At 70.4% G+C, this 23,576-nt stretch carries 21 protein-coding genes; 14 read left to right on the top strand and 7 right to left on the bottom strand.

The features are described from left to right. Positions 1-28: 28 nt before the first annotated feature. A complete protein-coding gene (locus tag ACIQI8_RS01335; RefSeq protein ID WP_402343211.1) occupies positions 29-1,024 on the bottom strand; it encodes a bacteriocin fulvocin C-related protein in 996 nt (331 codons plus the stop codon). A gap of 208 nt (positions 1,025-1,232) precedes the next feature. Here ACIQI8_RS01335 and ACIQI8_RS01340 point away from each other — a divergent pair, with 208 nt between their 5' ends. After that, positions 1,233-2,147 carry a LysR family transcriptional regulator gene (locus ACIQI8_RS01340; RefSeq protein WP_402343214.1) on the top strand — a complete coding sequence of 305 codons (915 nt, stop codon included), beginning with the start codon at positions 1,233-1,235 and terminating at the stop codon, positions 2,145-2,147. Here ACIQI8_RS01340 and ACIQI8_RS01345 read toward each other — a convergent pair. The 6 genes from ACIQI8_RS01345 to ACIQI8_RS01370 form a co-directional block, all read right to left on the bottom strand. Further along, positions 2,137-3,681 carry a CHAD domain-containing protein gene (locus tag ACIQI8_RS01345; protein WP_402343217.1) on the bottom strand — a complete coding sequence of 515 codons (1,545 nt, stop codon included), beginning with the start codon at positions 3,679-3,681 and terminating at the stop codon, positions 2,137-2,139. The genes ACIQI8_RS01340 and ACIQI8_RS01345 overlap by 11 nt on opposite strands. A 138-nt stretch (positions 3,682-3,819) precedes the next feature. Further along, positions 3,820-5,007: an MFS transporter gene (locus ACIQI8_RS01350; RefSeq protein WP_402343220.1), complete on the bottom strand. Its 1,188-nt coding sequence runs from the start codon at positions 5,005-5,007 to the stop codon at positions 3,820-3,822. Next, positions 4,985-5,584, bottom strand: coding sequence for a GNAT family N-acetyltransferase (locus ACIQI8_RS01355; RefSeq protein ID WP_402343223.1), 600 nt, complete (start codon positions 5,582-5,584; stop codon positions 4,985-4,987). The genes ACIQI8_RS01350 and ACIQI8_RS01355 overlap by 23 nt, the downstream gene beginning before the upstream one ends. Further along, the gene (locus ACIQI8_RS01360) at positions 5,581-6,771 is read right to left on the bottom strand and encodes a type III PLP-dependent enzyme (RefSeq protein ID WP_402343226.1); all 1,191 of its coding nucleotides are present in this window, start codon (positions 6,769-6,771) and stop codon (positions 5,581-5,583) included. The genes ACIQI8_RS01355 and ACIQI8_RS01360 overlap by 4 nt, the downstream gene beginning before the upstream one ends. Beyond that, positions 6,768-8,087: a DUF6271 family protein gene (locus ACIQI8_RS01365; RefSeq protein WP_402343229.1), complete on the bottom strand. Its 1,320-nt coding sequence runs from the start codon at positions 8,085-8,087 to the stop codon at positions 6,768-6,770. Before ACIQI8_RS01365 ends, ACIQI8_RS01360 begins: the two co-directional genes overlap by 4 nt. Next, positions 8,069-9,133, bottom strand: coding sequence for a phytanoyl-CoA dioxygenase family protein (locus ACIQI8_RS01370; RefSeq protein WP_402343232.1), 1,065 nt, complete (start codon positions 9,131-9,133; stop codon positions 8,069-8,071). The genes ACIQI8_RS01365 and ACIQI8_RS01370 overlap by 19 nt, the downstream gene beginning before the upstream one ends. A 500-nt stretch (positions 9,134-9,633) precedes the next feature. On the opposite strand from ACIQI8_RS01370, the gene ACIQI8_RS01375 reads away from it, so the two are divergent. The 13 genes from ACIQI8_RS01375 to ACIQI8_RS01435 all read left to right on the top strand — a co-directional run bounded on the left by ACIQI8_RS01375 (position 9,634) and on the right by ACIQI8_RS01435 (position 23,560). Continuing rightward, a complete protein-coding gene (locus ACIQI8_RS01375; protein WP_402343235.1) occupies positions 9,634-11,139 on the top strand; it encodes a glycoside hydrolase family 3 protein in 1,506 nt (501 codons plus the stop codon). Positions 11,140-11,294: 155 nt separating this feature from the next. Next, positions 11,295-11,906: a TetR/AcrR family transcriptional regulator gene (locus ACIQI8_RS01380; RefSeq protein ID WP_402343238.1), complete on the top strand. Its 612-nt coding sequence runs from the start codon at positions 11,295-11,297 to the stop codon at positions 11,904-11,906. 68 nt (positions 11,907-11,974) lie between these two features. Next, positions 11,975-12,421, top strand: coding sequence for a hypothetical protein (locus tag ACIQI8_RS01385; RefSeq protein ID WP_402343241.1), 447 nt, complete (start codon positions 11,975-11,977; stop codon positions 12,419-12,421). 150 nt (positions 12,422-12,571) lie between these two features. Then, positions 12,572-13,399, top strand: coding sequence for an ABC transporter ATP-binding protein (locus ACIQI8_RS01390; RefSeq protein ID WP_402343244.1), 828 nt, complete (start codon positions 12,572-12,574; stop codon positions 13,397-13,399). 17 nt (positions 13,400-13,416) lie between these two features. After that, on the top strand, positions 13,417-14,274 hold the full coding sequence (locus ACIQI8_RS01395) for an ABC transporter permease (RefSeq protein ID WP_402343247.1): 858 nt from the start codon (positions 13,417-13,419) through the stop codon (positions 14,272-14,274). Positions 14,275-14,344: 70 nt separating this feature from the next. Further along, the gene (locus tag ACIQI8_RS01400; protein WP_402343250.1) at positions 14,345-15,454 is read left to right on the top strand and encodes an ABC transporter substrate-binding protein; all 1,110 of its coding nucleotides are present in this window, start codon (positions 14,345-14,347) and stop codon (positions 15,452-15,454) included. A 21-nt stretch (positions 15,455-15,475) separates the two neighbouring features. Beyond that, positions 15,476-16,537 (top strand): LLM class flavin-dependent oxidoreductase, encoded by a 1,062-nt coding sequence (locus ACIQI8_RS01405; protein ID WP_402343253.1) that lies wholly within the window; start codon positions 15,476-15,478, stop codon positions 16,535-16,537. Beyond that, a complete protein-coding gene (locus tag ACIQI8_RS01410) occupies positions 16,537-17,196 on the top strand; it encodes a cysteine hydrolase family protein (RefSeq protein ID WP_402343255.1) in 660 nt (219 codons plus the stop codon). Before ACIQI8_RS01405 ends, ACIQI8_RS01410 begins: the two co-directional genes overlap by 1 nt. Further along, on the top strand, positions 17,193-18,527 hold the full coding sequence (locus tag ACIQI8_RS01415) for an NtaA/DmoA family FMN-dependent monooxygenase (protein WP_402343258.1): 1,335 nt from the start codon (positions 17,193-17,195) through the stop codon (positions 18,525-18,527). Before ACIQI8_RS01410 ends, ACIQI8_RS01415 begins: the two co-directional genes overlap by 4 nt. Before the next feature lies 1 nt (position 18,528). Continuing rightward, on the top strand, positions 18,529-19,935 hold the full coding sequence (locus ACIQI8_RS01420) for an MFS transporter (RefSeq protein WP_402343261.1): 1,407 nt from the start codon (positions 18,529-18,531) through the stop codon (positions 19,933-19,935). After that, positions 19,935-20,435, top strand: a complete 501-nt coding sequence (locus ACIQI8_RS01425; protein ID WP_402343265.1) for an NAD(P)H-dependent oxidoreductase — start codon at positions 19,935-19,937, stop codon at positions 20,433-20,435. Before ACIQI8_RS01420 ends, ACIQI8_RS01425 begins: the two co-directional genes overlap by 1 nt. Next, positions 20,432-20,932 carry a flavin reductase family protein gene (locus ACIQI8_RS01430; RefSeq protein ID WP_402343268.1) on the top strand — a complete coding sequence of 167 codons (501 nt, stop codon included), beginning with the start codon at positions 20,432-20,434 and terminating at the stop codon, positions 20,930-20,932. The genes ACIQI8_RS01425 and ACIQI8_RS01430 overlap by 4 nt, the downstream gene beginning before the upstream one ends. A gap of 558 nt (positions 20,933-21,490) precedes the next feature. Continuing rightward, positions 21,491-23,560: a SpoIIE family protein phosphatase gene (locus tag ACIQI8_RS01435; protein ID WP_402343270.1), complete on the top strand. Its 2,070-nt coding sequence runs from the start codon at positions 21,491-21,493 to the stop codon at positions 23,558-23,560. The last annotated feature ends 16 nt before the right edge of the window (positions 23,561-23,576 follow it).

Here is a 23,576-nt window from a genome sequence, read left to right on the forward strand (position 1 = left end):
GCACGGGCGGCCCCCGCATGTCCTGCGATCAGCGGCAGATCCCGTCGCAGTCCCAGATCCAGAACTCCCCGCACCCGCCGTCGGTGATCGTGCAGCCGCCCCCGATGCAGTCGCTGAAGATGCACGCGTCCGAGAAGACGCTGCATCCGCAGTCCTCGGCCAACGCCTCCGACGGGCCGAGCGTGGCCAGCAGTTGGGCCGCGCCCTCCGGGCCGAAGGCCGCGCTCGCGGACTCGATCAGGTCGCTCTGTCGGGGGCGTGCCGCCGTGGGGCGTTGGAAGGTCGCGGTGTCCGCGGCTGCCGTGCGGGCGCGTTTGATGATCGTGTTCTGACGAGAGGTCAGGTGGGTCTGCGCTGCCCGGAAGCGGTCGATGTGTTCGACCCACAGACGGCTGCGGGCGGCCGCCGGCAGTGCCGCGTGTACGGCGCGGCGGTGGGCCAGTGGCAGGGCGGTGACGTCGGAGTAGGTGGTGGGTAGGCGTCCGGCGTGCGCCTTCACCCACGCGTCGGCGGCCTCGGTGCCCTTGTCGGCCGCGAAGGCGGGCGTACCGCCCCTGAACAGGATGGTCGTGGCCACCGCGAGCCCGCCGGTGACCCGCAGGAACTGTGCGCGGCTGGATCCCGTACCGGTCGCGGCGCGGTTCTCCTCGCGTGCCTCGCCCAGCGCCCGCAGGACGCGGACCGTGGCCCGGGGGCCCAGCCGGCGCATCAAGTGGAGCGTCATCGACGGGCCCGTCCAGGCCCGGACGGTCTCACCGGAGGCAGTGGTTGCGCCACCCGTGCCGGAGACCTTCAGCAGGGTCGGAGCCAAGGGTGCGTCGGGGCCCAGTGCCGTCGCCCGCCAGGCGCGGACGTCGGTGCGCCCGAGGGCGACCACCTCAAGGCGTCCGTCGCAGGCGTTGAACACGATCGAGGACACGGCACGGCACGCCGGGCACGACGCGTCGAAGGCCAGCATCCAGCGGACATCGGACCCGGCCCCGGAGTCGGACTCGGGCGAGCCGTTCCCGTCAGTGGTGTGCATCAGTGAAACCCCGTCCTCGTCGCGTGTGGTCCCCGCTCCCCCCGAAGCGGGGTCCCTGGGCGGCCGGTTGATCGTCTACCGCTGATCCGCCGCCGCCCTCGCCTGCCATGCTGGCTGGAGATCCTGTGCCGGGGTAGAGGTGGAACCGAGGAGAAGATCAATGGTTCGATAACGTTGTCTCTATGGCCCTGGGGGAAGGTGCCGAGTGATGCGAGAGCCGAGCGTTCACCAGTTACGGCTGCTCCTTGCCGTGGCGGAGGAACTGCACTTCGGGCGGGCGGCGGCGCGGGTGTTCATCTCCCAGCCCGCGTTCAGTCAGCAGATTCGCGCGCTGGAGCAGCGCCTCGGGGTGCCCCTGGTCGAGCGCGGCGGCGGGACGGTTCGGCTGACTCCCGCCGGGCGGGCAATCGCCGTGGAGGCCAAGGCAGTTGTCGAAGCGATGGCACGGCTGGTGCAGGTGTCCGACGCGCACGCCGGTGCGATCAGGGGGACCCTCCGCGTCGGTTCACTCGGCGCCGAGGCCGCGATGCCGTACGCCGCGGCCGTCCTCTCGCGCCTGCGGGAGCAGCATCCGCATCTCGAGGTCGAGGTGCACAACCTCAACTTCATCCAGCAGTTCGACGCCTTGGCCCACGGTGAGGTCGACGCGGCCTTCCTGCGCGGGCCGCTGCCGTCGGGGTTCCAGTCCCGTCAACTGGCCGTCGAACCAAGGGTGGTGTGCCTGCCGGCGGACGATCCTCTCGCGGGCGAGGAGAAGTTGACCCTCGCCCAGCTCGCCGACCGCGTGGTGGTCGACATGCCCCGCGAGGTACCCAGGCAGTGGTGGGACCACCTCACCGTCAATCCGCGCCCGGACGGTACGCCGGTGCGCTACGGACCGGTCGTCCGCGACACCGAGGCCATGGTGCTCGCGGTGCTGCAGGCCCGCGCCATCACCTTCCTCCCGGCAGCGGCACGGCGCCTCTATCCACGTCCGGGCCTCGTCTACGTGGACGTTCCCGAACTGGGCAACTCGGTGTCGTTCCTCGCCTGGCTGCCGGCCAACCGCGACCTGCCGGCGGTACGCGCCCTCCGCGAGGCCGCCCGATCCACTGACCGGAGCCCGCGCGATCTCAGCGAGTGAGGGCCTTGCGCAACCCGGGCTTGGACGCGACCGCCCAGGCCCGCGGCAGTTCCCGCTCCCGCGCCTCACCGACCGCCTGCTCCTGCCCGTACAACAGCCCCCAGGTGAATCCGGGTTCGGCCGCCGCGTGTGCCGCCACAGCCAAGTGCCGCAGTGCCTCCCGCGCCACGACGCTGTCCTGATGGTCGCCGAGCACCTTCTGCACGGCCTTCACCCGCCTGCCCAACCGCTTGACGGGCTTGCCCAGCGCGGCCCGCGCGGGCTCGGTGGCGTACCGCGTCTTCTTGGCCGCCTTGCGGGCCTGATGCAGGGCGGTGTCCCGTTCCCTACCGGGCGGGAGCTCCAGCGCGTGCGTCACCTCGTCGGCCAGGCGCTCGTACTCCTTGAGGATCCCCTTCCCCAGCACCTTCCGCGGCTTGCCCCCGGCCTTCCCGCGCAAGGGAGGCTGGTGGACGAGCGTGGCGAGGGAGTCCAGCAGCGCCAGGTAGCGCGGCGAGCGCAGTGCTTCGAGGGTGCGCTCACGCGCCCGCGCGGTGTTCGCCACGTTCCAGGCCCGCAGCCGGGCCTCGACCGGGCCCAGGACCAACTCCGGGGGCAGGGCGCCGATGCGCGAGCTGAGCCGTTCCATGAGGACTTCCTGGTCGCGTTCCGCCCCCAACTCACCGGCGAGCCACTTGAGTTCCCGACGGATCGGGTCGGTGACCTCGCGGTTCAGCACCGACCGGTAGGAGCGCAGGTCGCTGCGGAGTCGACGGCAGGTCACCCGCAGCTTGTGCACCGAGTCGGGAGCGTCACGGCGTACCGACGGATCGAGCGCCACCAGGGCGCGCACCTGCTCCTCGACGTACGTGAGGATCTCCGCGCCGGCCCGCCCGGGAGCGACGGTGCCGACACGCGCGTCCGACCGGCGGGGCACGCCGATTTCCGTCTCCTCCAGGGCCCGGGCCAGCTTTGACGGGTTGTCGGCGCGCTCGATGCCCGCCTTGCGGAGGGCCTTGTCGACGACGTCCAGGAGCGAGGGGTCGGTGTCCTCGGCGAGTTCGACCTCCATCTCGGTCCAGGAGACCTGTCCGCCCGGGGCCCCGGCGAGCAGTGATTCGACGCGGACCTTGTCGACGCTCAGCTCCGCCAGGACCGTACCGGCGGAGTCGGCGAGGTGGCGGGTGACGCGGGTGGAACGGATGCGTACGACCGGTGTCGGTTCCGCGCCTCGGGTGCGGGAGAGGAACAGGTCGCGCAGGGTGTCGGGGACCGAGTCAGACAGCGGGGCCTCGATCTCCTCCCGACTGTCGCCGGACAGGGGAAGTTTGAGGTGCCATCCGGCGTCGGAGCCGCCGGTCCTGCGTCGCAGCGTGGCCGACGCGTCCACCAGGCGCAGGTCCGCGGTGTCGTAGTAGACGGCGTCCAGCTCGTCCGTGCCCTGCTCACCGATCGACGCGATGCCACCCACACCGGTCAGTTCCGTCAGCCAGGAAGTGTCACCGGTCGGCGGGGCCAGGTACTTTCGTTCTGTCTCTGTCTTCGAGTGGGCCATATTGGGCGCGTACACATATAAGCGCGACTCAAACACCGCAGAGCCACACTATCTGCTACGTCACCGGCCTGGACGCGACCGGCCCCGCACCGTCGGCTTCGGTGCGGGGCCGGTGGCGACCTCAGGTCGGCTGGTGCGCTACTGGCCGGCGAGGGTCCGGTCGGCGACCACGGGTGTCCAGCGGATCTGCGTGCTGCACAGGGCCACCACGACGGCGGCCGCCGCGACGACCGCCAGGCCCCCGACCAGGCTGCTGGCGTTCGCCACGAAGCCGATGAACGGCGGCCCGGCGAGCAGGCCCGTCGTGCCCATCGCGGCGACCAGGGCCAGGGCCTGCGAGCCCTGTTTCGCCGCGGCCACGTAGATGCACGGGGTCACGGCCGCGACGCCCAGGCCGACGCAGGCGAAGCCGATGAGGGCGGGCGCCACTCCCCCGCTCACCAGGGCGAAGGCCAGGCCCGCTGCGGCCAGCGCACTTCCGGACAGGACGATCCGGCCGTCCCCCCAGCGGCTGCGCCAGCCGTCCGCGAAGAGGCGGGCGAGGACCATCATTCCGGAGACCACGGCGATACCCAGGGGCGCCAGTTCCGCGGACGCCTTGGCCACATCCTTGAGGTAGAGGGCGGACCAGTCGTTCATGGCGCCCTCCGTGACGGTGCCGAACGCCATGGCGACGCACATCCACATCACCATCCGGGACGGCAGGGTCCATGTGCCGCGGCTCTTCTTCTCCTTCTCCTCGGTTGCCGGCTCGTCGTCGGCGAGCAGGCCGGGGCGGGCGGCGACCGCGAGCAGGACGAGGAGCACGGCCGCGACGCCGAAGTGCAACCCGACCGACGAGGTCACGGCGGTCATGACGGAGGCGACCAGCGCCGCCAGCAGGGAACCGCCGCTGAACGTCGCGTGCAGTCGGGCCATGGTGTTGCGTTCGTGCCGTGCCTCCAGGGCGGCGCCCTGCGCGTTCATGGCGACGTTCAGGCATCCCACGAAGACGCCGTCGACACCCATGACCACCAGGGCGACCGGGTAGTTGGGCGCCGCGGCCAGGCCCAGGAGCACGACGGTCAGGCAGACGGTGGACAGCAGCGCCAACTGTGCCGAACCCAGCCTCCTCATGAGCACCGGGACCAGCGGGAAGGACGCCACCGCGCCGACTCCGGCCGCCATCAGCAGGACGCCCACCTCGGCCGGGGTCAGTCCGAGGTCCGCCTTGATGGCGGGGATCCGCGAGGCCCAGGTGGCGTACTGGAAACCGAGGGCGCAGAACAGTGCGGCGATGGCCAACTGGCTGCGCACGAAGGGGTCATGGACACGGAACACGCGCATCAGCTCGCTTCGTCGGGGCGAACGGACCGCGCGGCGGGACGTCGGCCGGCTCGGGCGTCGCGGCGCGGTCGGCCCGCACCGCCTTGGACATGTAGACGGCGCCCGTGCCGTAGCCGCTGGGCCGGACCCGGGGGTGTGCGGTGAATCCGCGTGCCGACCAGAACGTCCGGCTGCAGCCCACGGCTACCAGCGAGATCCGCTCGTAGCCCCGCGCGCGGACCGTCGAGGCGAGGTGGTGCAGGAGACGCTGGGCCAGCCCTCTGCCCCGGAGGCCCTCGGTGATAACGATGTCGTGCAGGTGGACGTTGTCCGACGACGAGGCCGCCGCGGCCGCCGCCGGCTGGGTGTGTTCCAGGTCGGGATAGTGGAAGGCCGGGTAGGGCAGCGCCAGCAGGTAACCGGCCGGGCGGGCGCCGACGTTCAGCACGAAGCACAGATCGGGTGAGGCGTCGGCTCGGGAGCGCAGCACCTCGCGGCCCTCCGTCAGGCCGAGTTCGTCGTAGGCGCGGGCCTCCATCTCCACGATGGCGTCCCAGTCGGTCTCCGCGATGGGGCGGATGCGTACGAGGTCGCTCATGGGCGCCTCTCGTTCGTCACGGTGTACGGCAGGGGGTCGAACCCGTTGAAGCCCTGGGTCATGTAACTCATGGCGTAGGCACCGCTGGACAGCACCCAGACCGGATCCCCCGACGCCAGCTCCTTGGGGACGCGGACGAGTCCCTGGTCGCTGGGGTAGGCGTCGTCGCTGTCGCAGGTGGGGCCCGCGACGACGGCGAGCACGTGGGTGGGGTCGGGGTGCGTGGGGAAGTGCAGCCGGTACTGCACGGCGTCCATCTCGTACAGGCCGTTGAACTTCCCGCAGCTGAGGTAGAGCCAGTACTGGGGTTCGCCGTCCGGTCCGCGCCGCTCGGCCAGTCGGGTCACCCGGGCCCGGATGGCTCCGTGGTCGGCGACGAGATGACGTCCCGGCTCCATGACGAACCGGAGATGCTCGCCGTGGACCTCCTTGAGGTGGCGCATGCCCTCACGGATGACCGCGAAGATCTTGTCGATCGGCGGTTCGAGCGGTGTGCCGTACCGGTCCTGGTAGCCGAGCGCCGGGAGGCCGCCGCCGAGGTTGACGTGGTCCAGGACGATCCCGCGCCGGCCCAGCTCCGCGAGGACGTCGGCGAGGTCTTCGAGGGCGCTGTGCCAGGCGTCCGCCGTCATCTGCTGGGAGCCCACGTGGACGGACAGGCCGGCCGGTGCGAGGCCCGCTTCGCGTGCTGTCTCCAGTACGCGTACCGCGTCGGCGGGCGAGCAGCCGAACTTGCCGGTCAGGCCCCACAGGGCGCCTTCGCCGGTGGTCGCCAGACGGCAGAACACCCGTGCCCCGGGGGCGTGTTGGGCGATCGCCGCCACATCCTCGACGCTGTCGGTCGCGAAGGTGTCGACGCCGAGGCGGTGGGCTTCGGCGATGTCCCGGTCGGACTTGACGGTGTTGCCGTAGTGCACGCGCTCGACCGGCACGCCCGCCCGCAGCGCCTGCTCCAGTTCGCGTGGGCTGGCCCCGTCGGCGCCGGCGCCCAGCTGGGCCAGGCACGCGATCACTTCGTCGACCGGACAGGCCTTGAGGGCGAACCGGACGAGCACATCGGGCAGTTCACGGCGGAGCGTCTCGTAGCGTTCCGCGATTCCGCCGAGGTCGAAGACGATCCGGTCCTCGGTGGCCGCCACGAGCGCGGCACGGAGGGCGGCGGACTCCTGAACCTGCGTCGCGCTCACGCCCGCCGCTCCGTCGGAGTCCGGACCGGGGTGTGCCGGGCGGCCTCCACGAGCGCTTCCCAGGACTCGGTCAGGAGGGCGAAGTCCTCGATGTCGCCGCGCGCCTCGTCGAGGAGGCGTTCACGGCGTGCCGCCAGGAGGTCGGCGAACTCCGCGTATCTGCCGCCGAGTCGCCGGTAGGAGACATCGAGGGCGTCCAGCCGGCGCACGTTCTCGGTCCGGTCGAGCAGGGCGCTCTCCCTGGCCAGCCGGGCGATCGGGGCCGCGCGTACCTGCCCGTGCTCGTCGACCAACTCCGCTCCCGACTGCGCCATTCGGTCGTAGACGACGTTGAAGTAGAGCATCGACAGCAGGAATTTGACGAAGCGCATCTGGTACGCGGTGAAACCGGCGTCGGTCCGGCGTTCGCCCGTGTAGAAGTTGACGATGTGCCGGTTGTGCAGCACTCCGGGCAGGGCCGCGTCGTGGACCAGGTGGATGAGGAAGTAGTCGCTGCCGATGGTGTCCGTCGCCGGTGGCAGCGGCACGCGTTCGTGCACCCCGTGGAAACTGATGTTGCACATGTCGACGCGCATCGGGTCGACCAGGGCGAGGGTCGAGTGGTCCTGGACGAAGGGGTCGGTGCCCGCTCCCCGGAAGGACTCCTCGACCAGCTGCTTCTTCTGTTCGCCCGACCAGTCCATGGGCGCCCACAGGCTGACCATGTCGTGGTAGACGGCGGGGTCGAAGTCGAGGATCTCGCCGATGTCGACCGAGAGTTCACCGATGAAGGAGGCGGCCACCATCGAGACCGTCTTGTCTGCGTGCCGCTCGGCCAGCATGTTCTCGGTGACGTCGGCGGTCGTGTCGGCCGCGCGGCGGCCGAGCGAGGTGAGTTCGTGGTGGACGGGGAAAAGGGTCTCGCCGTTCAGGGTCTGGTAGCGGCTGTCGGAGTCCCTGCGGTGCACGGACTCGCAGCCGAGCGCGGCGGCGATCAGGAACGCCCGGTTGGTGCAGGCGCCGTAGGAGAGTTTCGCGGGGAGCATCAACTCCAGGAGCAGGTCCGGCTTCGTGGCCGCGGCCCGGCCGATCGTCCGCTGGAGGAAGGCGCGTTGGTGCTCCTCGTCGAGGTGGTGGACGACGATCCGCGGATCGTGCGGGAGTCGGCGCACCGTCTCGGCGTGCTCCGCGTACGCGGGCGCGTCGCAGGAGTCGAGAATCAGCAGGTGCACTTCGGTGTCGAAGTGCTCGACGGCGTAGGCGGCTTCATCGGCGATGGCCTCGATCGTCGCCGAGCAGGGCCGGTTGGTGGGCAGGGTCAGACATATTCGGCGCATGCGGCTTCTCCGACCGAGTCGTCCAGATCGACGCCGCTCCAGGACGCGAGGCCCAGGAGCTTGGCGCCCAGTTCGTCGAGGGTGGCCCTGCCGTACCGCAGCGACTCGTGCTTGCGGGCGTCGCCCAGCAGCGTCGCGTTCCACTCCGGGGTGCTGAGCGTGCGCCAGGAGTCGACCCGGGAACGCCGCAGCGTCTGGTGGGTCTCCAGCGCCGGCATCATCGACAGGTACTGGGCCGCCCGCACGCCGTCCTTCGAGGTGTTGGGGGCCACTCCGTGGGCCAGCATGCCGTTGAAGATCAGCAGGTCGCCGGCCTCCAACTCGGGCCGCACCACCGGATATTCGGCGCGGTCGATCCGCGGGCGGATCGGGTCGCGGCCGTCCGGCTGGAGCGCCTTCCAGCGGTCGAAGCGGTGGAACAGCTCGGGGCAGCACTGGAAGCCGCCGAGTTCCGCGGTGGTGTCGTTGAGGGCGATGATCCCCTGGACGCGCTGCGGCGGGACGCCGAGCGTGGTGTCGACGTCCCAGTGGAGCTCGATGTCGAACCCCTCCTCGGTGCTCGGGATCAGCGCCCGGGAGCGGTTCTTGACGTTGGGCGGGTTCAGGTTGAGCCGGTCCAGGGTGACCCAGAGCTCTTCGCAGTCCCAGACGTCCACGAACGCGTCGTAGACCCGCCGGGTCATGCGGCTGTCCCAGATGAGCTGGTGGTGGTACGCCTCGACGAACCCGTAGATGTGCAGGTCACGGTCGAGGTCGGAGCGGTACTCCCGCTCCTCGTACCAGGTGTCCGGACGCTCGGGGTCCAGCCCCTGGAAGTCCCAGGCGAAATCCACGAGTTGGCGGGCCGATGACGCGGGGATCGCCTGCTTCACGACGACGTAGCCGTAGTTCTGCCAGGAGGCGAAGTCCTCCTCGGACAGCACGCGCAGGGGAACGGTCTTCTTCAGGTCGCGCAGGGCGGTCTGTGCGAGGTAGATCTCGCCGTCCGGGCTGAAGTAGGGGACGGGCGAAGCGGCACGGTGGAGATAACGGTCAGGCGTGGGCATGCAGTGTTCCAGACCTCGATCTCTTACCGGTGGCCACCGGCCGGAGGCCACCGCTTGTGCGAGGTGCCGGCCGCGGCACAGGAATGCGGGCATGCGGCGGTCTGCACACCTGACACCTGCATCCGGACGCGTACCGGTGCCGTGCGACGGCGCCTGGCGAACAGCGCGCTGCCGCACGGCCCGAAGGAGGGCGGGCGGCCTACAGGGTTGCTGCACCACGCGCCGCACCAGCCACACTTCGAACTCGCGTGCCACCAATTTGGACTAGACCATCTCGCCGTGTCAAACATGCCCGTTGAGCGCGTGTCGCCATCAATTCGTCGATATCCATGCGCACTTGAAAGGGCACGGGGCGGAGCGGACGAAGGGCCTGCCGCAGGTCGGAACCGCAGCCGCGGCGGGCACTCGGGGTGCGACCCGGCTCCCTCTTGACATGAGCCGCTAGCCTTGGCGCAGATTGGTCTGTACCAAGTTGACCACCCGGAAGGCGAGCACACTCGATGGTCTCCAGCAAGCACAGTACGGAGTTGCGACGGCTGGCGCTCTCCGTCCTGCAACCGGGGTTCGTGGGCACCGAGGCCCCCGACTGGGTACTGCGCGAGATCGGGGACGGGCTGGCGTCCGTCGTCCTCTTCTCCCGCAACATCGTCTCGCTGGACCAGGTCGCCCTGCTCACCGCACAACTACGCGCGGAGAACCCCGAGTTGATCATCGCGATCGACGAGGAGGCCGGTGACGTCACCCGGATCGAGTCCGCCACCGGGTCCACCCGTCCGGGCAACCTCGCGCTCGGCACCGTCGACGACACCGAGCTGACCGAGTCCGTCGCCTCCGACCTCGGCCGCCAACTGCGCGCCGTCGGCGTGAGTCTGGACTACGCGCCCAGCGCGGACGTCAACTCCAACCCGGACAACCCGATCATCGGGGTCAGGTCCTTCGGGGCGGATCCCAAGGTCGTCTCCCGCCACACCGCCGCCTGGATCCGGGGCCTGCAGTCGGGCGGAGTCGCCGCCTGCGCCAAGCACTTCCCCGGCCACGGCGACGTGGCCGTCGACTCCCACCACGGCCTGCCCGTCTACGGCGCCGACCGCGACGAGATCGCCGCCAAGGCGCTGCCTCCGTTCCGGGCCGCCCTGGACGCGGGCGTGCGCGCGGTGATGAGCGGACACCTCCTGGTGCCCGCGTACGATCCCGACCTGCCCGCCACGCTCAGCCCGCGCATCCTGGGTGACCTGCTCCGCGACGAGCTCGGCTTCGACGGCCTGATCGTCACGGACGCCATCGAAATGGGCGCCGTCGCCGACCGGTTCGGTATCGAGGGCGCGACCGTGCGAGCGGTCGCGGCCGGTGCCGACGCGGTCTGTGTCGGCGGTGAGAACGCCGAGGAGTCGATGGTCGGCCGGCTCGCCGGCGCTCTTGAGGACGCCGTGGCCGACGGGAGCCTCACCCGGGAGCGGCTGGAGCAAGCCGCCGCGCGGGTGCGGGAGTTCGCCACCTGGTCGGCGGGCCTGGCCCATGCCGACGGCGGCGGCACGACCGGTGGGGACATCGGCTTCGCCGCCGCGCGCCGTGCCATCCGGCTGACGGGAGCGGTCACCGCGGCCCTGCCGCTCGCCGCCGCCCCGCACGTCGTGGAATTCGCCCCCACCGCGAACCTGGCCATCGGCAGGGAAACCCCGTGGGGCGTGGCGGCCCCTCTCAGTGAGCGCCTGCCCGGCACGACCGCCGTCCGAGTCCGGCGACAGGAACTCCAGCCGGCGACCCTGAGGGCGTGCGCGCTGGAGCCCGCCGCGGGCCGCCCCCTCGTCGTCGTGGTGCGGGACGTCTCCCGGCACACCTGGATGGCCGACGCCCTCGCCGACGTCATCGCGGCGCGCCCCGACGCGATCGTGGTGGAGATGGGCCTGCCGGGGACCGGCCTGAGTGGAGCGGTGCAGATCTTCACGCACGGGGCCACGGCGGCCTCCGGCGTGGCGGCGGCGGAGGTGTTGACGGGGGCGCGGTAGACGGCGGGAGGGCATGCGGCGGACAGGGATCAGGCGGGATGGGCGTCAGGCGGATGCGCGTCAGGTGTTATAACTGAACCTGAATTCACATTTGCTGCTCCTCTCCACTGTGCCCCTTCTCCACAGTGCCCGTTCTCCAGAATGCCGGAGGGCCGATGCCCGCACCCGTGACGTCCAAGGGCGAGCGCTCGGCCGCCGAGCTCAAGGCCGCCGCTCTGCGGGTGATCGCCCGCCAGGGATACCTGTCGACGAAGATCGGCGACATCACGGCGGAGGCGGGCAAGTCGGCCGGTGTCTTCTACCGGTACTTCACCGACAAGGACGACCTGCTGCGCTCGGTCGTCGACGACTTCGCCGCGGCGCTGCGCGAGCGCGTGACCGAGCAGGCCGGCGGACCGCACGCGCTCGACGGGGTCGAGGACATCCGCGGACACGTGCGCGCCTACTGGGACACCTACCGCGCCCACCGCGCCGAGATGACCGCCCTCTACGAGGCATCGCTGGTCAGCGCGGAGTTCGCCACCCACTGGGAGGACATGCGGGCGCGGCACGTCGACATCTGGACCGCGCACGTGACCGAGGCGCGCGCTCTCGCCACCCCGGACCGGGACACGCGGCTGACCGCGCTCGCGGCCGTGGCGATGATCGAGCGGTTCTGCCAGCTCGCGACACCCGCCGAGAGCGAGGCCGCGAGCGAGGAGGAGGGCGACGCGGCGGTCGAGGCCTTGACGCGGCTGCTGGCACACGGGCTGCTGCGGCACGGCTGACCGCGGCACGGAACTCGCACGGGCACCACGAAACACCGCGGAAACGGCCCATTCCTAGACTCCGGGACGTGCGCCTGAAAGTTCTCGACTCCCCCACCGAGTGGAGCCGGTTCGCCGAGGGGTCCATAGAGCGCCGCATGCTGCTCGCCCTCGGTGACGGGCTCGGTGTCGTGCTGCGTCCGACACCGCTGATGCTCCCCGACGGCAGCCGCGTCGAGGTGGAGGGTATCGACGCCACGGGCCGTGTGCTCGTCCAACTGGTCTGCAACCAGGGTGCCTACAAGCCCGCCTACCGCAACAAGGTCATGGCGGACATGTTCAAGCTGCTGTGGCTGCGGGACTCCGTGCCGACGGCCGAGCGCACGGTACTGGTGGTCACCGAGCTGATCGTGCAGGCGCTCGGCGGGTGGGTGGCCCGGGCCGCGGCAGACCTCGGGATCGAGATCTACGTGTTCGACGGCAGCGCCGTCGCCCCACTGCGAGCCCCGTCGCGGCCAGACGTAAAACGCGCGTAACAGACAACTGCGGTGTCCCGAAACACAATCTTCCTACGGTCGGGGGCACCTAAGCGGATTTCCGCGTGGCAGTCAGTCGCACTCGCTACGCACGCTCTCCGACTTCCAGGATCGGGCACTCGTGCCCGCGACATGGATGGGAGCGTGAAGGTGACTGGTACGCCAGCACTCGAACTGCGGTCGGTGCGAAGGGTCTACGGGTTCGGGTCCACCGCGACCACGGCCCTCGACGACGTTCACCTCACGGTGCCGTCGGGCCGTTTCGTCAGCCTCATCGGCCCCAGCGGCTGCGGAAAGTCGACGTTGCTGCGTCTCGTCGCGGGACTCGAACAACCGGACCGCGGCGAGGTGTCGGTGCACGGCGTGACCCCGGCACAGGCGTGCGCGGCCAAGATGATCGGACTGGTGCCGCAGAGCCCCGCGCTTCTGCCGTGGCTGTCCGTCCTGCGCAACGTCACGCTGCCGCAGAAGATCAACCGGGGTGCGGGGAAGCGGCGGGAACGCATAGCCGACTTCGCCGAGCGACAGACTGCGGCCGTCCCCGACATGAGGGAACTCCTCGTCAAGGCCGGCCTCGGCGACGCCCTGCACAAGCTCCCGGCCCAGCTGTCCGGCGGCATGCGCCAACGCGCCGCGATCGTGCGGGCGTTCGGTCTGCAGCCCGACGTCCTCGTCATGGACGAGCCCTTCTCGGCGCTCGACGAGTTCACCCGCGAGAGCCTCCAGGACCAACTCCTCGACCTGTGGGAGGAATTGCGGACGACGGTCCTCTTCGTCACCCACTCCGTCTCCGAGGCCGTACGGCTCTCCGACACGGTCGTCGTGATGGCCCCGAGCCCCGGTCGCATCGTCGAGAGCATCGACGTCGACCTGCCCCGGCCGCGCGGTGAACGGCTCTTCGGAGAACGGCGGTTCCACGAGTACGAGGACCTCGTGCGAGAGCGGCTGCGGCGCGCCTGGCACAGCGAAGCTGCGTGAGTGGGGGCGTGAGGGAGATGACCGTAGCCGACGAACGCGCTGCCACCGCGGCGGCCGAGATCGAGCAGCCACCCGCTGAACCGTCCCGCTTCAGCCTCAGGCACCCCCGGTCCCGGATCGCGTGGATCCGGCCGGCTGTCTGGCTGCCCCTGGTCGTGATGCTGGTGCTCCTCGGCGGGCTCTGGCACTGGGGCGCCGAACAACTTCCCTATCTGCTGCCGCCGTTGTCCGACGTCGGCAGTTCGCTCTCCGGCAATTTCAGCTACTACGTTCACAATGCCCTTGTCACGCTTGGTGAGGCGACGGCCGGTCTGGGGATGGGGTTCGTCGCCGCGTTCGTTCTCGCGGTGCTGACGAGTGAACTTCCCCTGGTTCGGCGGGCGGTGATGCCGATCGCGGTCGTCCTCAATGTGACCCCGGTGGTGGCGATCGCGCCGGCGCTGGTTGTCGCCTTCGGGTTCGGGCCCATGCCCAAGCTGATCATCACCGGGTTGATCTGTTTCTTTCCGATTCTCATCAACACGGCCACAGGGTTGCGGTCGGTGCCGCAGCAGGTGTTGCAGGTGTACCGGACGATGGACGCGAGCCGGGTCGAGTTGCTGTGGCACGTACGTGTTCCTCATGCGTTGCCGTTCCTGTTCGCCGCGCTGCGCATCGTCTTCCCGCTGTCGATCATCGGGGCGGTGGTGGCGGAGATGTCCGCGTCGGGTTCGACGAGTGGTCTCGGTACGGCGATCAGTGTGGCCTCGTCGATGAACCAACTACCGGTCGTGTACGCGTCGATCCTCGTTCTCGCGCTGATGGGCGTGCTGCTGCTGCTCGTCGTGACCGTCGTCGAGCGACGTGTTCTGCACTGGCACGACAGCGCGAACTGAGCCCGACGGGAAGCTCGTCCGGACCTGTCCTCAGCAACTTCCCGGCATCAACGCCACTTTGGAGTCACCCATGCCCATCAATCACCTCACCAGATCATCCCTCGTCACCGCCGTGTTGGTGCTCGGAGTCGCAGGATGCGGTTCCGGGTCGGACGACAGCGCGTCCGCCGGCGCGGCCGGGTCCGCGATATCCGCGAAGCGCTGCGCCGAGAACAAGGCCGCCGGGAAGATCACGTATCTCTCCGGGTACCAGTTCCAGTCCTCCGTCTCGATCCTCGAATACATCGCCGCCGCCAAGTTGGGCTATTTCAAGGACCTCTGCCTCACCGTCGACCTCAAGCCCGGTACCGGGGACACCGCACAGAACACCAAATTGCTGGCCGGCGGGCAGGCGACGGTGTCCGCGATCTCCGAGCAGGATCTGATCCAGGCGCAGGCCAACGGGATCGACATCAAGGGCATCTCGTCGTACTCGAACGCCGGTCTCGACATCCTGATGACCAACAAGGACATCACCGATCTGACCCAGCTCGACGGCAAGGTCGTCGGTCACAAGGGCTACGTCCCCGCCACCGTCGAGGCGATGATGGTCAAGGCCGGGGTCAAGTGGGACTCGCTGAAGCTGGTCAAGGAGGGCTACGACCCCTCCGTACTGCCCCGCAAGCAGGGCGGCCTCGAAGCGCTCACCGGGTTCGTGTCCAACGAGCCCAACCAGCTCAAGGCGGCCGGCAAGGACGTCACCGTGTGGAAGCCGGTGGACTACGGCATCCCGAGCTCGATCGGTGCCATGGCGGTGAACCCGGCGTTCGCCAAGGCGCACCCGCACGCCGTCGAGGACGTACTGCGGGCCGCCCTGCACGCCTACGAGTACTGCTCCGCCGACGAGGCGCACATCACCGAATGCGTGGGCTACGCGGCCAAGTTGTCGGGACCGACCTACGACAAGAAGCTCAACGCGACCATCTGGAAGACCGAGACGCAGGTCGTGAAGGAGAACCCGACGCCCGGACAGCCGCTGGGCGGCATCGACCCCGCCAACGTCGGGAAACTCGTCGACATGCTGCACCAGTTCAAGATCGTGCCGGGCAGCGTGACCGGCGCCAAGGCGCAGGGGTGGTTCGACGGCTCCTTCGTCAAGGACATCTACGCCGACGACAAGCTCGTCTGGCCCGCACCGTAGAACCGCAGAGAGGCCTGTGACGTGCCCGCGAAAGAGTACGGAATCTTCCTTCCCATCGGGAACGGCGGGTGGATGCTGTCCACCACCGCGCCGCATCCCGAGGCGACCTACGCGTACAACAGGCGTGCCGCCCTGCACGCGGAGAGCATCGGGCTCGACTTCGTCATGTCGATGGCCAAGTGGCGTGGTTTCGGCGGCAGTACGGACCACTGGGGCCGCTCACTGGAGTCGATGACGATGATGGCGGCGCTCGCCGAGGCGACCAGCCGGGTCAAGATCTGGGCGACCCTGCACGCCAACATCCACAATCCCGCCCTCGCGGCGAAGATGCTGACCACCCTCCAGGACATCTCCGGTGGCCGGGCGGGCATGAACATCGTGAACGGCTCGTACGCCGGGGAGTTCGAGCAATTCGGCGAGTGGGACCCGGAGTTGAGCCACGAGGACCGGTACCGGATGACGGAGCTGTGGACGGAGGCGGTCACCCGGTTGTGGAGCGAGGACTCGGTCACGATGCGCACCCCGTACTTCGACCTCGTGAACTGCGAGTCCCGTCCGCATCCGGCGACCCGGCCGACCGTCATCAGCGCGGGCCGGTCCGAGGACGCGCGCCGCTTCCAGGCCCGGTACGCCGACGGTGCCTTCCTCGCCGCCGACAGCCTCGACGACATGCGGTCGCTGTCCGCGGACGTCCATGCCCGGGCGAAGGCCAACGGCCGTGTGTGCAGGACGTACTCGATGCTCACCGTCGTCCAGGACGACACCGACGAACTGGCCGTGAAGAAGGTGAAGGAGTGGGGTGTGGGTGTCGACCGCGAGGCGCTCGCCCATATGCGGCACACCTGGGGCGTACCCGAGGACCAGGCCCGGGCGTGGGCGGACGGCGCCGACGGGGAGGCGGCCTTCCAGACGCCGTATGTCGCGGGTTCGGCCCGTACGGTCACCGAGCACATCGAGTACATCGTGCGGGAGGCCGACCTCGACGGACTCATGCTGATCTTCCCGGAGTACGACGAGGACATGCTGCTGTTCGGCGAGACCGTGCTGCCCGCGCTGCGGGCCCGCGACGAGGTGGCGGCCTGATGTCCGAACTGCGGGACAGACAACTCGCCCGGCTCGCGCGGCCCGAGAGCAGGCCGGCGCTCGTCGTGGTCGACGTGCAGCGGGACTTCGCCGACCCCGACCGACTGGGAGCGTACGGCCTGACCGAGGCCACCCTGGCGACACTCGACCGGACGGTCGCCCGCATCGGCGATCTCGTCGATGCCGCACGGAGCGCGCAAGTGCCGGTGGTGTGGGTCGAGTTGGGCAGCGACCCGGCACGACCGTGGCGGTCCAGCAACTGGCTGCGAGAGGGCGACTTCGACGCGCCCATGAGCCCGGACGAGCCGTGCCGCATCGGAACGCCCGGCGCCGAGTGGTATCAAATGCATCCCGCCAAGGGTGAGTTGCGCGTCGTCAAGCGCGCCTACAGCGGCTTCCTCGGCACCGATCTCGACGCACGGCTGCGCGCGGCCGGCTGCGACTGGCTCACCGTCGTGGGCCTGACGAGCGAGTGCTGTGTGTACGCGACCGCGCAGGACGCCGTCCAACTGGACTGGCCCGTGGTCGTACCGCAGGACACGACGGCCGCCTACGACCACCACGTCAACGCCGCCGCGCTGTTCCAGCTGGGACTCAACGTGGCCGTGCTCAGCGACGCGGACGAGGTCGTCGAGCTGTGGAAGAAGGCCGCGCGATGACCGGCATGCACATCGGCTACGACCTCTCCTTCACCCACACCGAGGGCGCGTGGGCCCGGCCGGGCTCCTGGGTCGGGCTGGATTTCCCGGACGTACGCATGTACATGGAGCTGGCGCGCACCGCCGAACGCGCCGGTGTGGACCTGCTGTTCTTCGGTGACGGCAGTGGCATACCCAGTACCTGGCGGGGCAGTATCGAACCGGCCGTGGAATGGGGTATCCAGTGGCCGCGGCACGACATGGCGCCCGTCATCGCCGCGATGTCCACCGTGACCGAGCGGATCGGCTTCGGGCTGACGTACTCCTCGACGTTCATGCATCCGTTCTACGTCGCCCGGCTGTTGAACTCGCTCGACCATGTGTCGGGCGGGCGCATCGCGTTCAACGTGGTCGCCTCCACGCGTGGCGCGGACGCGGCGAACTACGGTTTCGGTGAGCTGATGGACCACGATCTGCGCTACGAGCGGATGGAGGAGTTCATCGACGTGTGCCGTGCGCTGTGGGACTCCGTGGCACCCGACGCCATCGTGCGCGACCGTGCCACGGGACGCTTCGCCGACCCCGCGAAGGTGCACCCCATCGACCACCACGGGCGCTTCTTCACCGTGCGCGGTCCGCTCGCGTCGGTGCCCAGCCCGCAGCACCACCCGCTCATCGTCCAAGCGGGCAACTCGCCGCGCGGCATTGCCGCTTCGGCCCGGTTCGCGGATCTCATCTTCGGCTTCGGAGGCAACCTCGGCTCCCAGCAGCGCCACCGCAAGCTGCTCGACGAGGCGCTGCTGGCGGAGGGACGCGATCCGGCCCGGGTGGGCATCCTGTGGGCGACCCAGGTCGTCGTGGGCCGTACGGCGGCCGAGGCGCGGGAGCGGCGCGACGCGGTGCACGAGTTCTGGCACGAGGAGGCCGTCGCCACCTATCTGTCGCACAACATGGGCTATGACCTGTCGACGCTGCCGAGTTCGTTCCGACTGGCGGAGTTGCGGGACGAGTTGGTCGCGGCCAACGCGAGTCCCGCGGGTCTTCTCGGTTCGCTCGTCGCGGAGTTCGGGGAGGAGTACACGATGAGCCGCGACGAGTTCTTCGCGCACGGCCGCAGTCGCGCCACGGGTCTCGATCACAGTCTGGTCGGTGACGCGGCCTCCGTGGCCGACGCGTTGGAGGAGAACTTCGCCGCGACCGGATCGCTCGGCGGCTACATGTTCTCCTGTCCGTCGGCCATGCCCTCCGGCTTCGCCGAGGTCGGCGAGCTGCTGCTGCCCGAGCTGCGCCGGCGCGGCGCGCTCGCGCCCCGCTGTCCGGGTGCCACGCTGCGCGAGAACCTGGTGAGGTGAGATGACCGCGGGAAGCGAGCGCCGCCACTGGCTCGCCCTCACCAGCCTGTGCGCGGGGTTCTTCATGCTGCTGCTGGACAGCACGGTCACCTCGGTCGCGCTGCCCGCCCTCGTCACCGGCCTGCACACCAGCGAGACCCTCGCGCTGTGGGTCAACAGCGGCTATCTCATCGCCTACGCCGTTCCCCTGCTCATCGCGGGCCGGCTGGGGGACCGATACGGTCACCGGCGCGTCCATCTGATCGGGCTCGCGATCTTCACGCTGGGGTCGCTGCTGTGCGCGCTGGCCACCACCGTCGAGGCCCTCATCGGCTGGCGTCTGGCGCAGGGGCTCGGCGCCGCCCTGATGACACCGCAGTGCCTGACCATCATCAAGGCCCTGTTCCGGCCCCCGCGGCTCGCTGTCGCGCTGGGCGTGTGGGGCGCGGCCGGCGGCGCGGCGGTGGCCGCGGGACCTCTGCTCGGCGGGCTGCTCGTCGGCATGGGCGGCTGGCCCGCGGTGTTCTGGGTCAACGTCCCGGTCGGTGTCGCCGTACTGATCGCCGTGGCCGTCTTCGTCCCGGTCCTCCCCCGTCAGCGGGCGGCCATCCCGATCTGGGCGATCTGCGCGAACGCGGCCGGCCTCGGCGCGCTCGTCCTCGGCGTCCAGGGCACAGACGCCACGAGCGCCGACGTGTGGGGTGTCCCCCGGTGGCTGCTCGCCGTCACCGGCGCACTGCTCGTCGCGGCCGTCGTCCGGTTGCAGCGAGGACACGGGACACGGGCACTCGTACCGATCGGCCTGCTGCGCAGCCGGGGGTTCGTCACCGCGGCCTGGGGAGGTGCCGCCGCGGCCTTCTGCTCGGGCTCGGCGATGATCCCGCTGATGCTCTACCTCCAGCGGGACCGCGCTCTCGCTCCCGGCGCCGCCGCGCTCACCCTCGTACCGATGGGCGTGGTGTGTGTGCTCGGGGCCCCGGTCTCGGCCCGGCTGAACAACGGAGTCGGTGCGCGTGCCGTCGCCCTCGTCGGGTCGTCCGCGCTCGTGCTGTCCATCGGGGCGTCGGCGGTGCTCGTCGCGACGAATGCGCCGATCGCCGCGCTGACCGCTGTCTTCGCCGTGTACGGGGTGGCCAACTCGTTCGTCTGGTCGCCCCTGTCGATCGCGGCGGTGACCTCGGTCGCACCGGATCTGGTCGGGGCGGCGTCGGGCACCTTCAATGCGGTGAAGCAACTCGGCGCGGTCCTGGGCAGTGCGGTCTGTGCCGTGCTGCTGAGCGGTTTCGGTTATACGGCCGCCCTAGGCGGACTGGCCGCCGTCGGTCTTGTCTGTCTCCTCGCCGCCCTGCTCCTCCGAGTCGACCACCCCGGGGCCACCTCCCGTGCGGCAGCCGCCGCGGGGCCCCGGCTACCCACAGGAGTCGCCTGATGAAGGCTGTCGCCGTCGTCGGAAATCCGAAGGCCGCCTCGCGCACCCGCGATGCCGCCGAACGCCTCGCCGAGGCACTCGGACTGGACTGTGAGGTCCTCGAAGTCGGTTCGCTCGGCGCCGGTCTGCTCGGCTGGGGCGACCCGGGTGTCGCCGCGGCCGTCGAGCGGGTGCGGGCCGCGGACGTCGTGATCGCGGCCTCGCCCACGTTCAAGGGGACCTACAGCGGGTTGCTCAAGGTCTTCCTCGACCAGTTCCCCACGGCGACGGGACTCGCCGGACAGGTGGGGCTGCCGCTCATGCTCGGCGCGGGCCCCGCACACGCGCTGGCCCCCGAGCTCACCCTCAAACCGGTGCTCGTCGAACTCGGTGCGGTCTGTCCCGCGCAGGGTCTCTATCAGCTCGACTCCACGTACACGACGGACGACTCGCTCGCCCGCTGGCTGGAGCGGTGGGGCAGGACCGTGCTCGACCTCGCGCGGGCCAGGTCGCCCCGATGACGGCACTGGAGGGTTTCACCTCCGATCCCGACGACGTCACCAGGGCGTTCTCCGGTTTCCCGGCCGGGGTCGCCGCCCTCGCGGCCCGCGTCCACGACGAACCGACCGTCATGATCGTCTCCTCCTTCGCCGTCGGCGTCTCCCACCGGCCGCCCATGGTCTCGTTCGCCGTCCAGCACAGCTCGACGACCTGGCCGGAGCTGTCGGGCGCGGCGGCGATCGGTGTCTCCGTCCTCGGTGAGGAACACAGCGACAAGGCCCGCCAACTCGCCTCCCGCAGCAAGGAGAGCCGCTTCGTCGGCCTCGGCACGACGGAGGCCGCCTCCGGCGCGATCTTCCTGGAGGGCGCTCCGATCCTGCTGGAGTGCGCGATCGAGCACACCTATCCGGCGGGCGATCACGACATCATCGTGCTGCGCGTCCTGGCGATGATGACCGACGACGAGCGCAATCCCGTGGTGTGGCATCGCCGAAGGCTGAAGCTGCTGGCCGGATAAGACCGGTTGAGAACGGTCGGGACCGGTTGGGGCAGTGAGTGCCGCCGGTCGGACGGGGCCTTCGGGGTGCGGCCGAACTCGTCGCCGATCATGACCTGTTCGGTGAGAGGTGGTCCTGGCTTTCCCCGTATGTCTGCGCGAGCATGCCCCGCGCAAGACAATGTCGGCTGTGCTGGCCGAAATGGGGCGGCGCGGGGGTAGCGTGCCGGTGGCAGAGGAGGCGCGGGCTCACCAGGACAGTGCGCCCGAGCGGGCGGGAAGGGGCGGGCCGGAGTGAGTGTCGACGTCTTCGATCCCCCGCGTCCCCGGCCGCGGGCCCCGAGCCGCCGCGCCCCCAGGGACCCGGGGTACCGTTCGGCCTGGGCCGACACGATGGGGTGGCGCCGGTACGAGACGGGACGATCACGATCCGGATCAAGGACGTCTCACGCCGACGGGAGATGGGCATGACGCCGTCGAGCGTGCAGACTCGTCCGGCGCGGGCCGGACACAGGATGGAGCCGCCGCGCGGCGAGTTATGCGAGCTCGGAGTCGTGGAGGACGAGGAGGGAGGGAATCGTGGCTGACACGCCCGCCGAGGTGCGCGCCGTCCACGGCACGGCACGCGGCGAGGAACCCGGGACGTACACGCCGGTTCCCGACCCGGAGCGCAACCCCGTGACGTTCTCGTCCGCTCACGACCCGGATCCGCGTACGCCGATGGAGGCATCCGCCGCTCGGGCCGAGCCGCTGACCCCGGACGAGACGAACATGACCCAGATCGCCCGTACCCCCGAGGGCGCGGTCGCGGATGTACTCGCTCCGCTCACCGACGTCGACTCGCCCATGGCCGCCCTCCAGCAGCCCCTGCCCCGCCAGTCCGCCTCCGCGGCTCCCCGTCGTACGGACGAGCGGCTGCGCTTCGTGGGCTCGGCGACCCGGCGGATCGCGCGTGGCCTCGATCTGGAGGAGATCGTGACGGGGCTGGTGCGGGCCACCGTGCCGGCCTTCTGCGACTCGGTCCTGGTCTATCTGCGCGACCCCATGCCCGTCGGCGACGAACGCCCGCCCGACAACCTGGTGCTGCGGCTGCACCGCGCCGAGAGCGCCACCCAGGAGAAGATCGCGGCGGAGGCGGCGATGTCCGTCTCCGTGTCGGCCCCCGCCTCTCCCCTGCTGCGCGGTACCCATCGCGGTCCGGTGGCGCCCGGCGGTCCGCTCGCCGAGGTGCTGCGCGCGGTACGTCCCGTCTTCACCGACACGCCCGCGGCCCATGCCGCACTGCCCGAACTCCTCGGCGACGGCGACGAGTTCCCCGTACCCGAAGGACAGCGCGCGATCCTCGCGCCGCTGCGCGGCCGACGCCGGGTGACGGGCGCCGCGCTCTTCGTACGCGGCGCCGAGCAGCCCTCCTACGAGCACGACGACCTCCTGGTCGCGGCCCAGCTCGCCACTCACACCGCCCTCGCCATCGACAAGGCCGTGCTCTACGGCCGCGAGGCGTTCATCGCCGACGAGCTGCAGCGCACGATGCTGCCGCAGACCCTGCCGACCAGCGCCGGTGTACGCCTCGCCTTCCGCTACCTCCCCGCGGCCGAGACGGCACGGGTCGGCGGCGACTGGTACGACGCGATCCCGCTGCCCGGCAGCCGCATCGCGCTCGTGATCGGTGACGTCATGGGGCATTCGATGACCTCGGCGGCGGTGATGGGCCAGCTGCGCACCACCGTGCAGACTCTCGCGGGCCTCGATCTGCCCCCGCAGGAGATCCTGCACCACCTGAACGAGCAGACCCAGCGGATGGGCACCGACCGCATGGCCACCTGCCTCTACGCGGTCTACGACCCCATCTCGCACCGCCTCACGATCGCCAACGCGGGCCATCCGCCGCCCCTGTTGCTCCACCCCGACGGCCACACCGAGGTGTTGCAGGTCCCGCCAGGCGCCCCGATCGGCGTCGGCGGCGTCGACTTCGAGACCGTGGAGCTGGAGGCGCCCGCCGGAGCGACCCTGCTCTTCTACACCGACGGCCTTGTCGAGTCCCGGCTGCGGGACGTGGTCACCGGGATCGAGCAGCTGCGCGAGAAGCTGAGCGCGGCGGCGCGGGCGACCGGCCCGGACGATCCGCCGTCCCTCGAAGCCCTGTGCGACGAGGCCCTCACCATGCCCGGCGCCGGGGACCGGGACGACGACATCGCGATGCTCGCCGCCCGCTTCGACGGCATCGCCGCGAGCGACGTGGCCTACTGGCTCCTCGAACCCGAGAACACGGCCCCCGCCCGCGCCCGCCGGCTCACCCGCCGCACCCTCGCCCGCTGGGGCATGGAGGAACTCAGCGACTCCGTCGAACTGCTGGTCAGCGAGGTCGTCACGAACGCCGTCCGGTACACCACTCGCCCCATCACCCTGCGGCTGCTGCGCACCGATGTACTGCGCTGCGAGGTCGGCGACGACGTGCCGCAGCTGCCACGGCTGCGGCAGGCGGGAACCACCGACGAGAACGGACGCGGCCTGTATCTGGTGAACCGGCTCGCCAGGCGCTGGGGCGCGACCCGTTTGAACACCGGCAAGATCGTCTGGTTCGAGTTCCCGCGCGCCCAGGCCGCGTCCGCCGTCCCGACGGGAGGGGTGGCGGGCGACGACGGCTGAGGTGATCGGCTCGCGT

It is taken from the genome of Streptomyces sp. NPDC092369, assembly GCF_044755245.1.
Classification (GTDB): domain Bacteria; phylum Actinomycetota; class Actinomycetes; order Streptomycetales; family Streptomycetaceae; genus Streptomyces.

Excerpts from the sequence above, each read along its gene's own strand:
- ACIQI8_RS01335 (WP_402343211.1), bottom strand. The coding sequence starts at position 1,024 with ATGCACACCACTGACGGGAACGGCTCGCCCGAGTCCGACTCCGGGGCC.
- ACIQI8_RS01340 (WP_402343214.1), top strand. The coding sequence starts at position 1,233 with ATGCGAGAGCCGAGCGTTCACCAGTTACGGCTGCTCCTTGCCGTGGCG.
- ACIQI8_RS01345 (WP_402343217.1), bottom strand. The coding sequence starts at position 3,681 with ATGGCCCACTCGAAGACAGAGACAGAACGAAAGTACCTGGCCCCGCCG.
- ACIQI8_RS01350 (WP_402343220.1), bottom strand. The coding sequence starts at position 5,007 with ATGCGCGTGTTCCGTGTCCATGACCCCTTCGTGCGCAGCCAGTTGGCC.
- ACIQI8_RS01355 (WP_402343223.1), bottom strand. The coding sequence starts at position 5,584 with ATGAGCGACCTCGTACGCATCCGCCCCATCGCGGAGACCGACTGGGAC.
- ACIQI8_RS01365 (WP_402343229.1), bottom strand. The coding sequence starts at position 8,087 with ATGCGCCGAATATGTCTGACCCTGCCCACCAACCGGCCCTGCTCGGCG.
- ACIQI8_RS01370 (WP_402343232.1), bottom strand. The coding sequence starts at position 9,133 with ATGCCCACGCCTGACCGTTATCTCCACCGTGCCGCTTCGCCCGTCCCC.
- ACIQI8_RS01375 (WP_402343235.1), top strand. The coding sequence starts at position 9,634 with ATGGTCTCCAGCAAGCACAGTACGGAGTTGCGACGGCTGGCGCTCTCC.
- ACIQI8_RS01380 (WP_402343238.1), top strand. The coding sequence starts at position 11,295 with ATGCCCGCACCCGTGACGTCCAAGGGCGAGCGCTCGGCCGCCGAGCTC.
- ACIQI8_RS01395 (WP_402343247.1), top strand. The coding sequence starts at position 13,417 with ATGACCGTAGCCGACGAACGCGCTGCCACCGCGGCGGCCGAGATCGAG.
- ACIQI8_RS01400 (WP_402343250.1), top strand. The coding sequence starts at position 14,345 with ATGCCCATCAATCACCTCACCAGATCATCCCTCGTCACCGCCGTGTTG.
- ACIQI8_RS01410 (WP_402343255.1), top strand. The coding sequence starts at position 16,537 with ATGTCCGAACTGCGGGACAGACAACTCGCCCGGCTCGCGCGGCCCGAG.
- ACIQI8_RS01415 (WP_402343258.1), top strand. The coding sequence starts at position 17,193 with ATGACCGGCATGCACATCGGCTACGACCTCTCCTTCACCCACACCGAG.
- ACIQI8_RS01420 (WP_402343261.1), top strand. The coding sequence starts at position 18,529 with ATGACCGCGGGAAGCGAGCGCCGCCACTGGCTCGCCCTCACCAGCCTG.
- ACIQI8_RS01425 (WP_402343265.1), top strand. The coding sequence starts at position 19,935 with ATGAAGGCTGTCGCCGTCGTCGGAAATCCGAAGGCCGCCTCGCGCACC.
- ACIQI8_RS01430 (WP_402343268.1), top strand. The coding sequence starts at position 20,432 with ATGACGGCACTGGAGGGTTTCACCTCCGATCCCGACGACGTCACCAGG.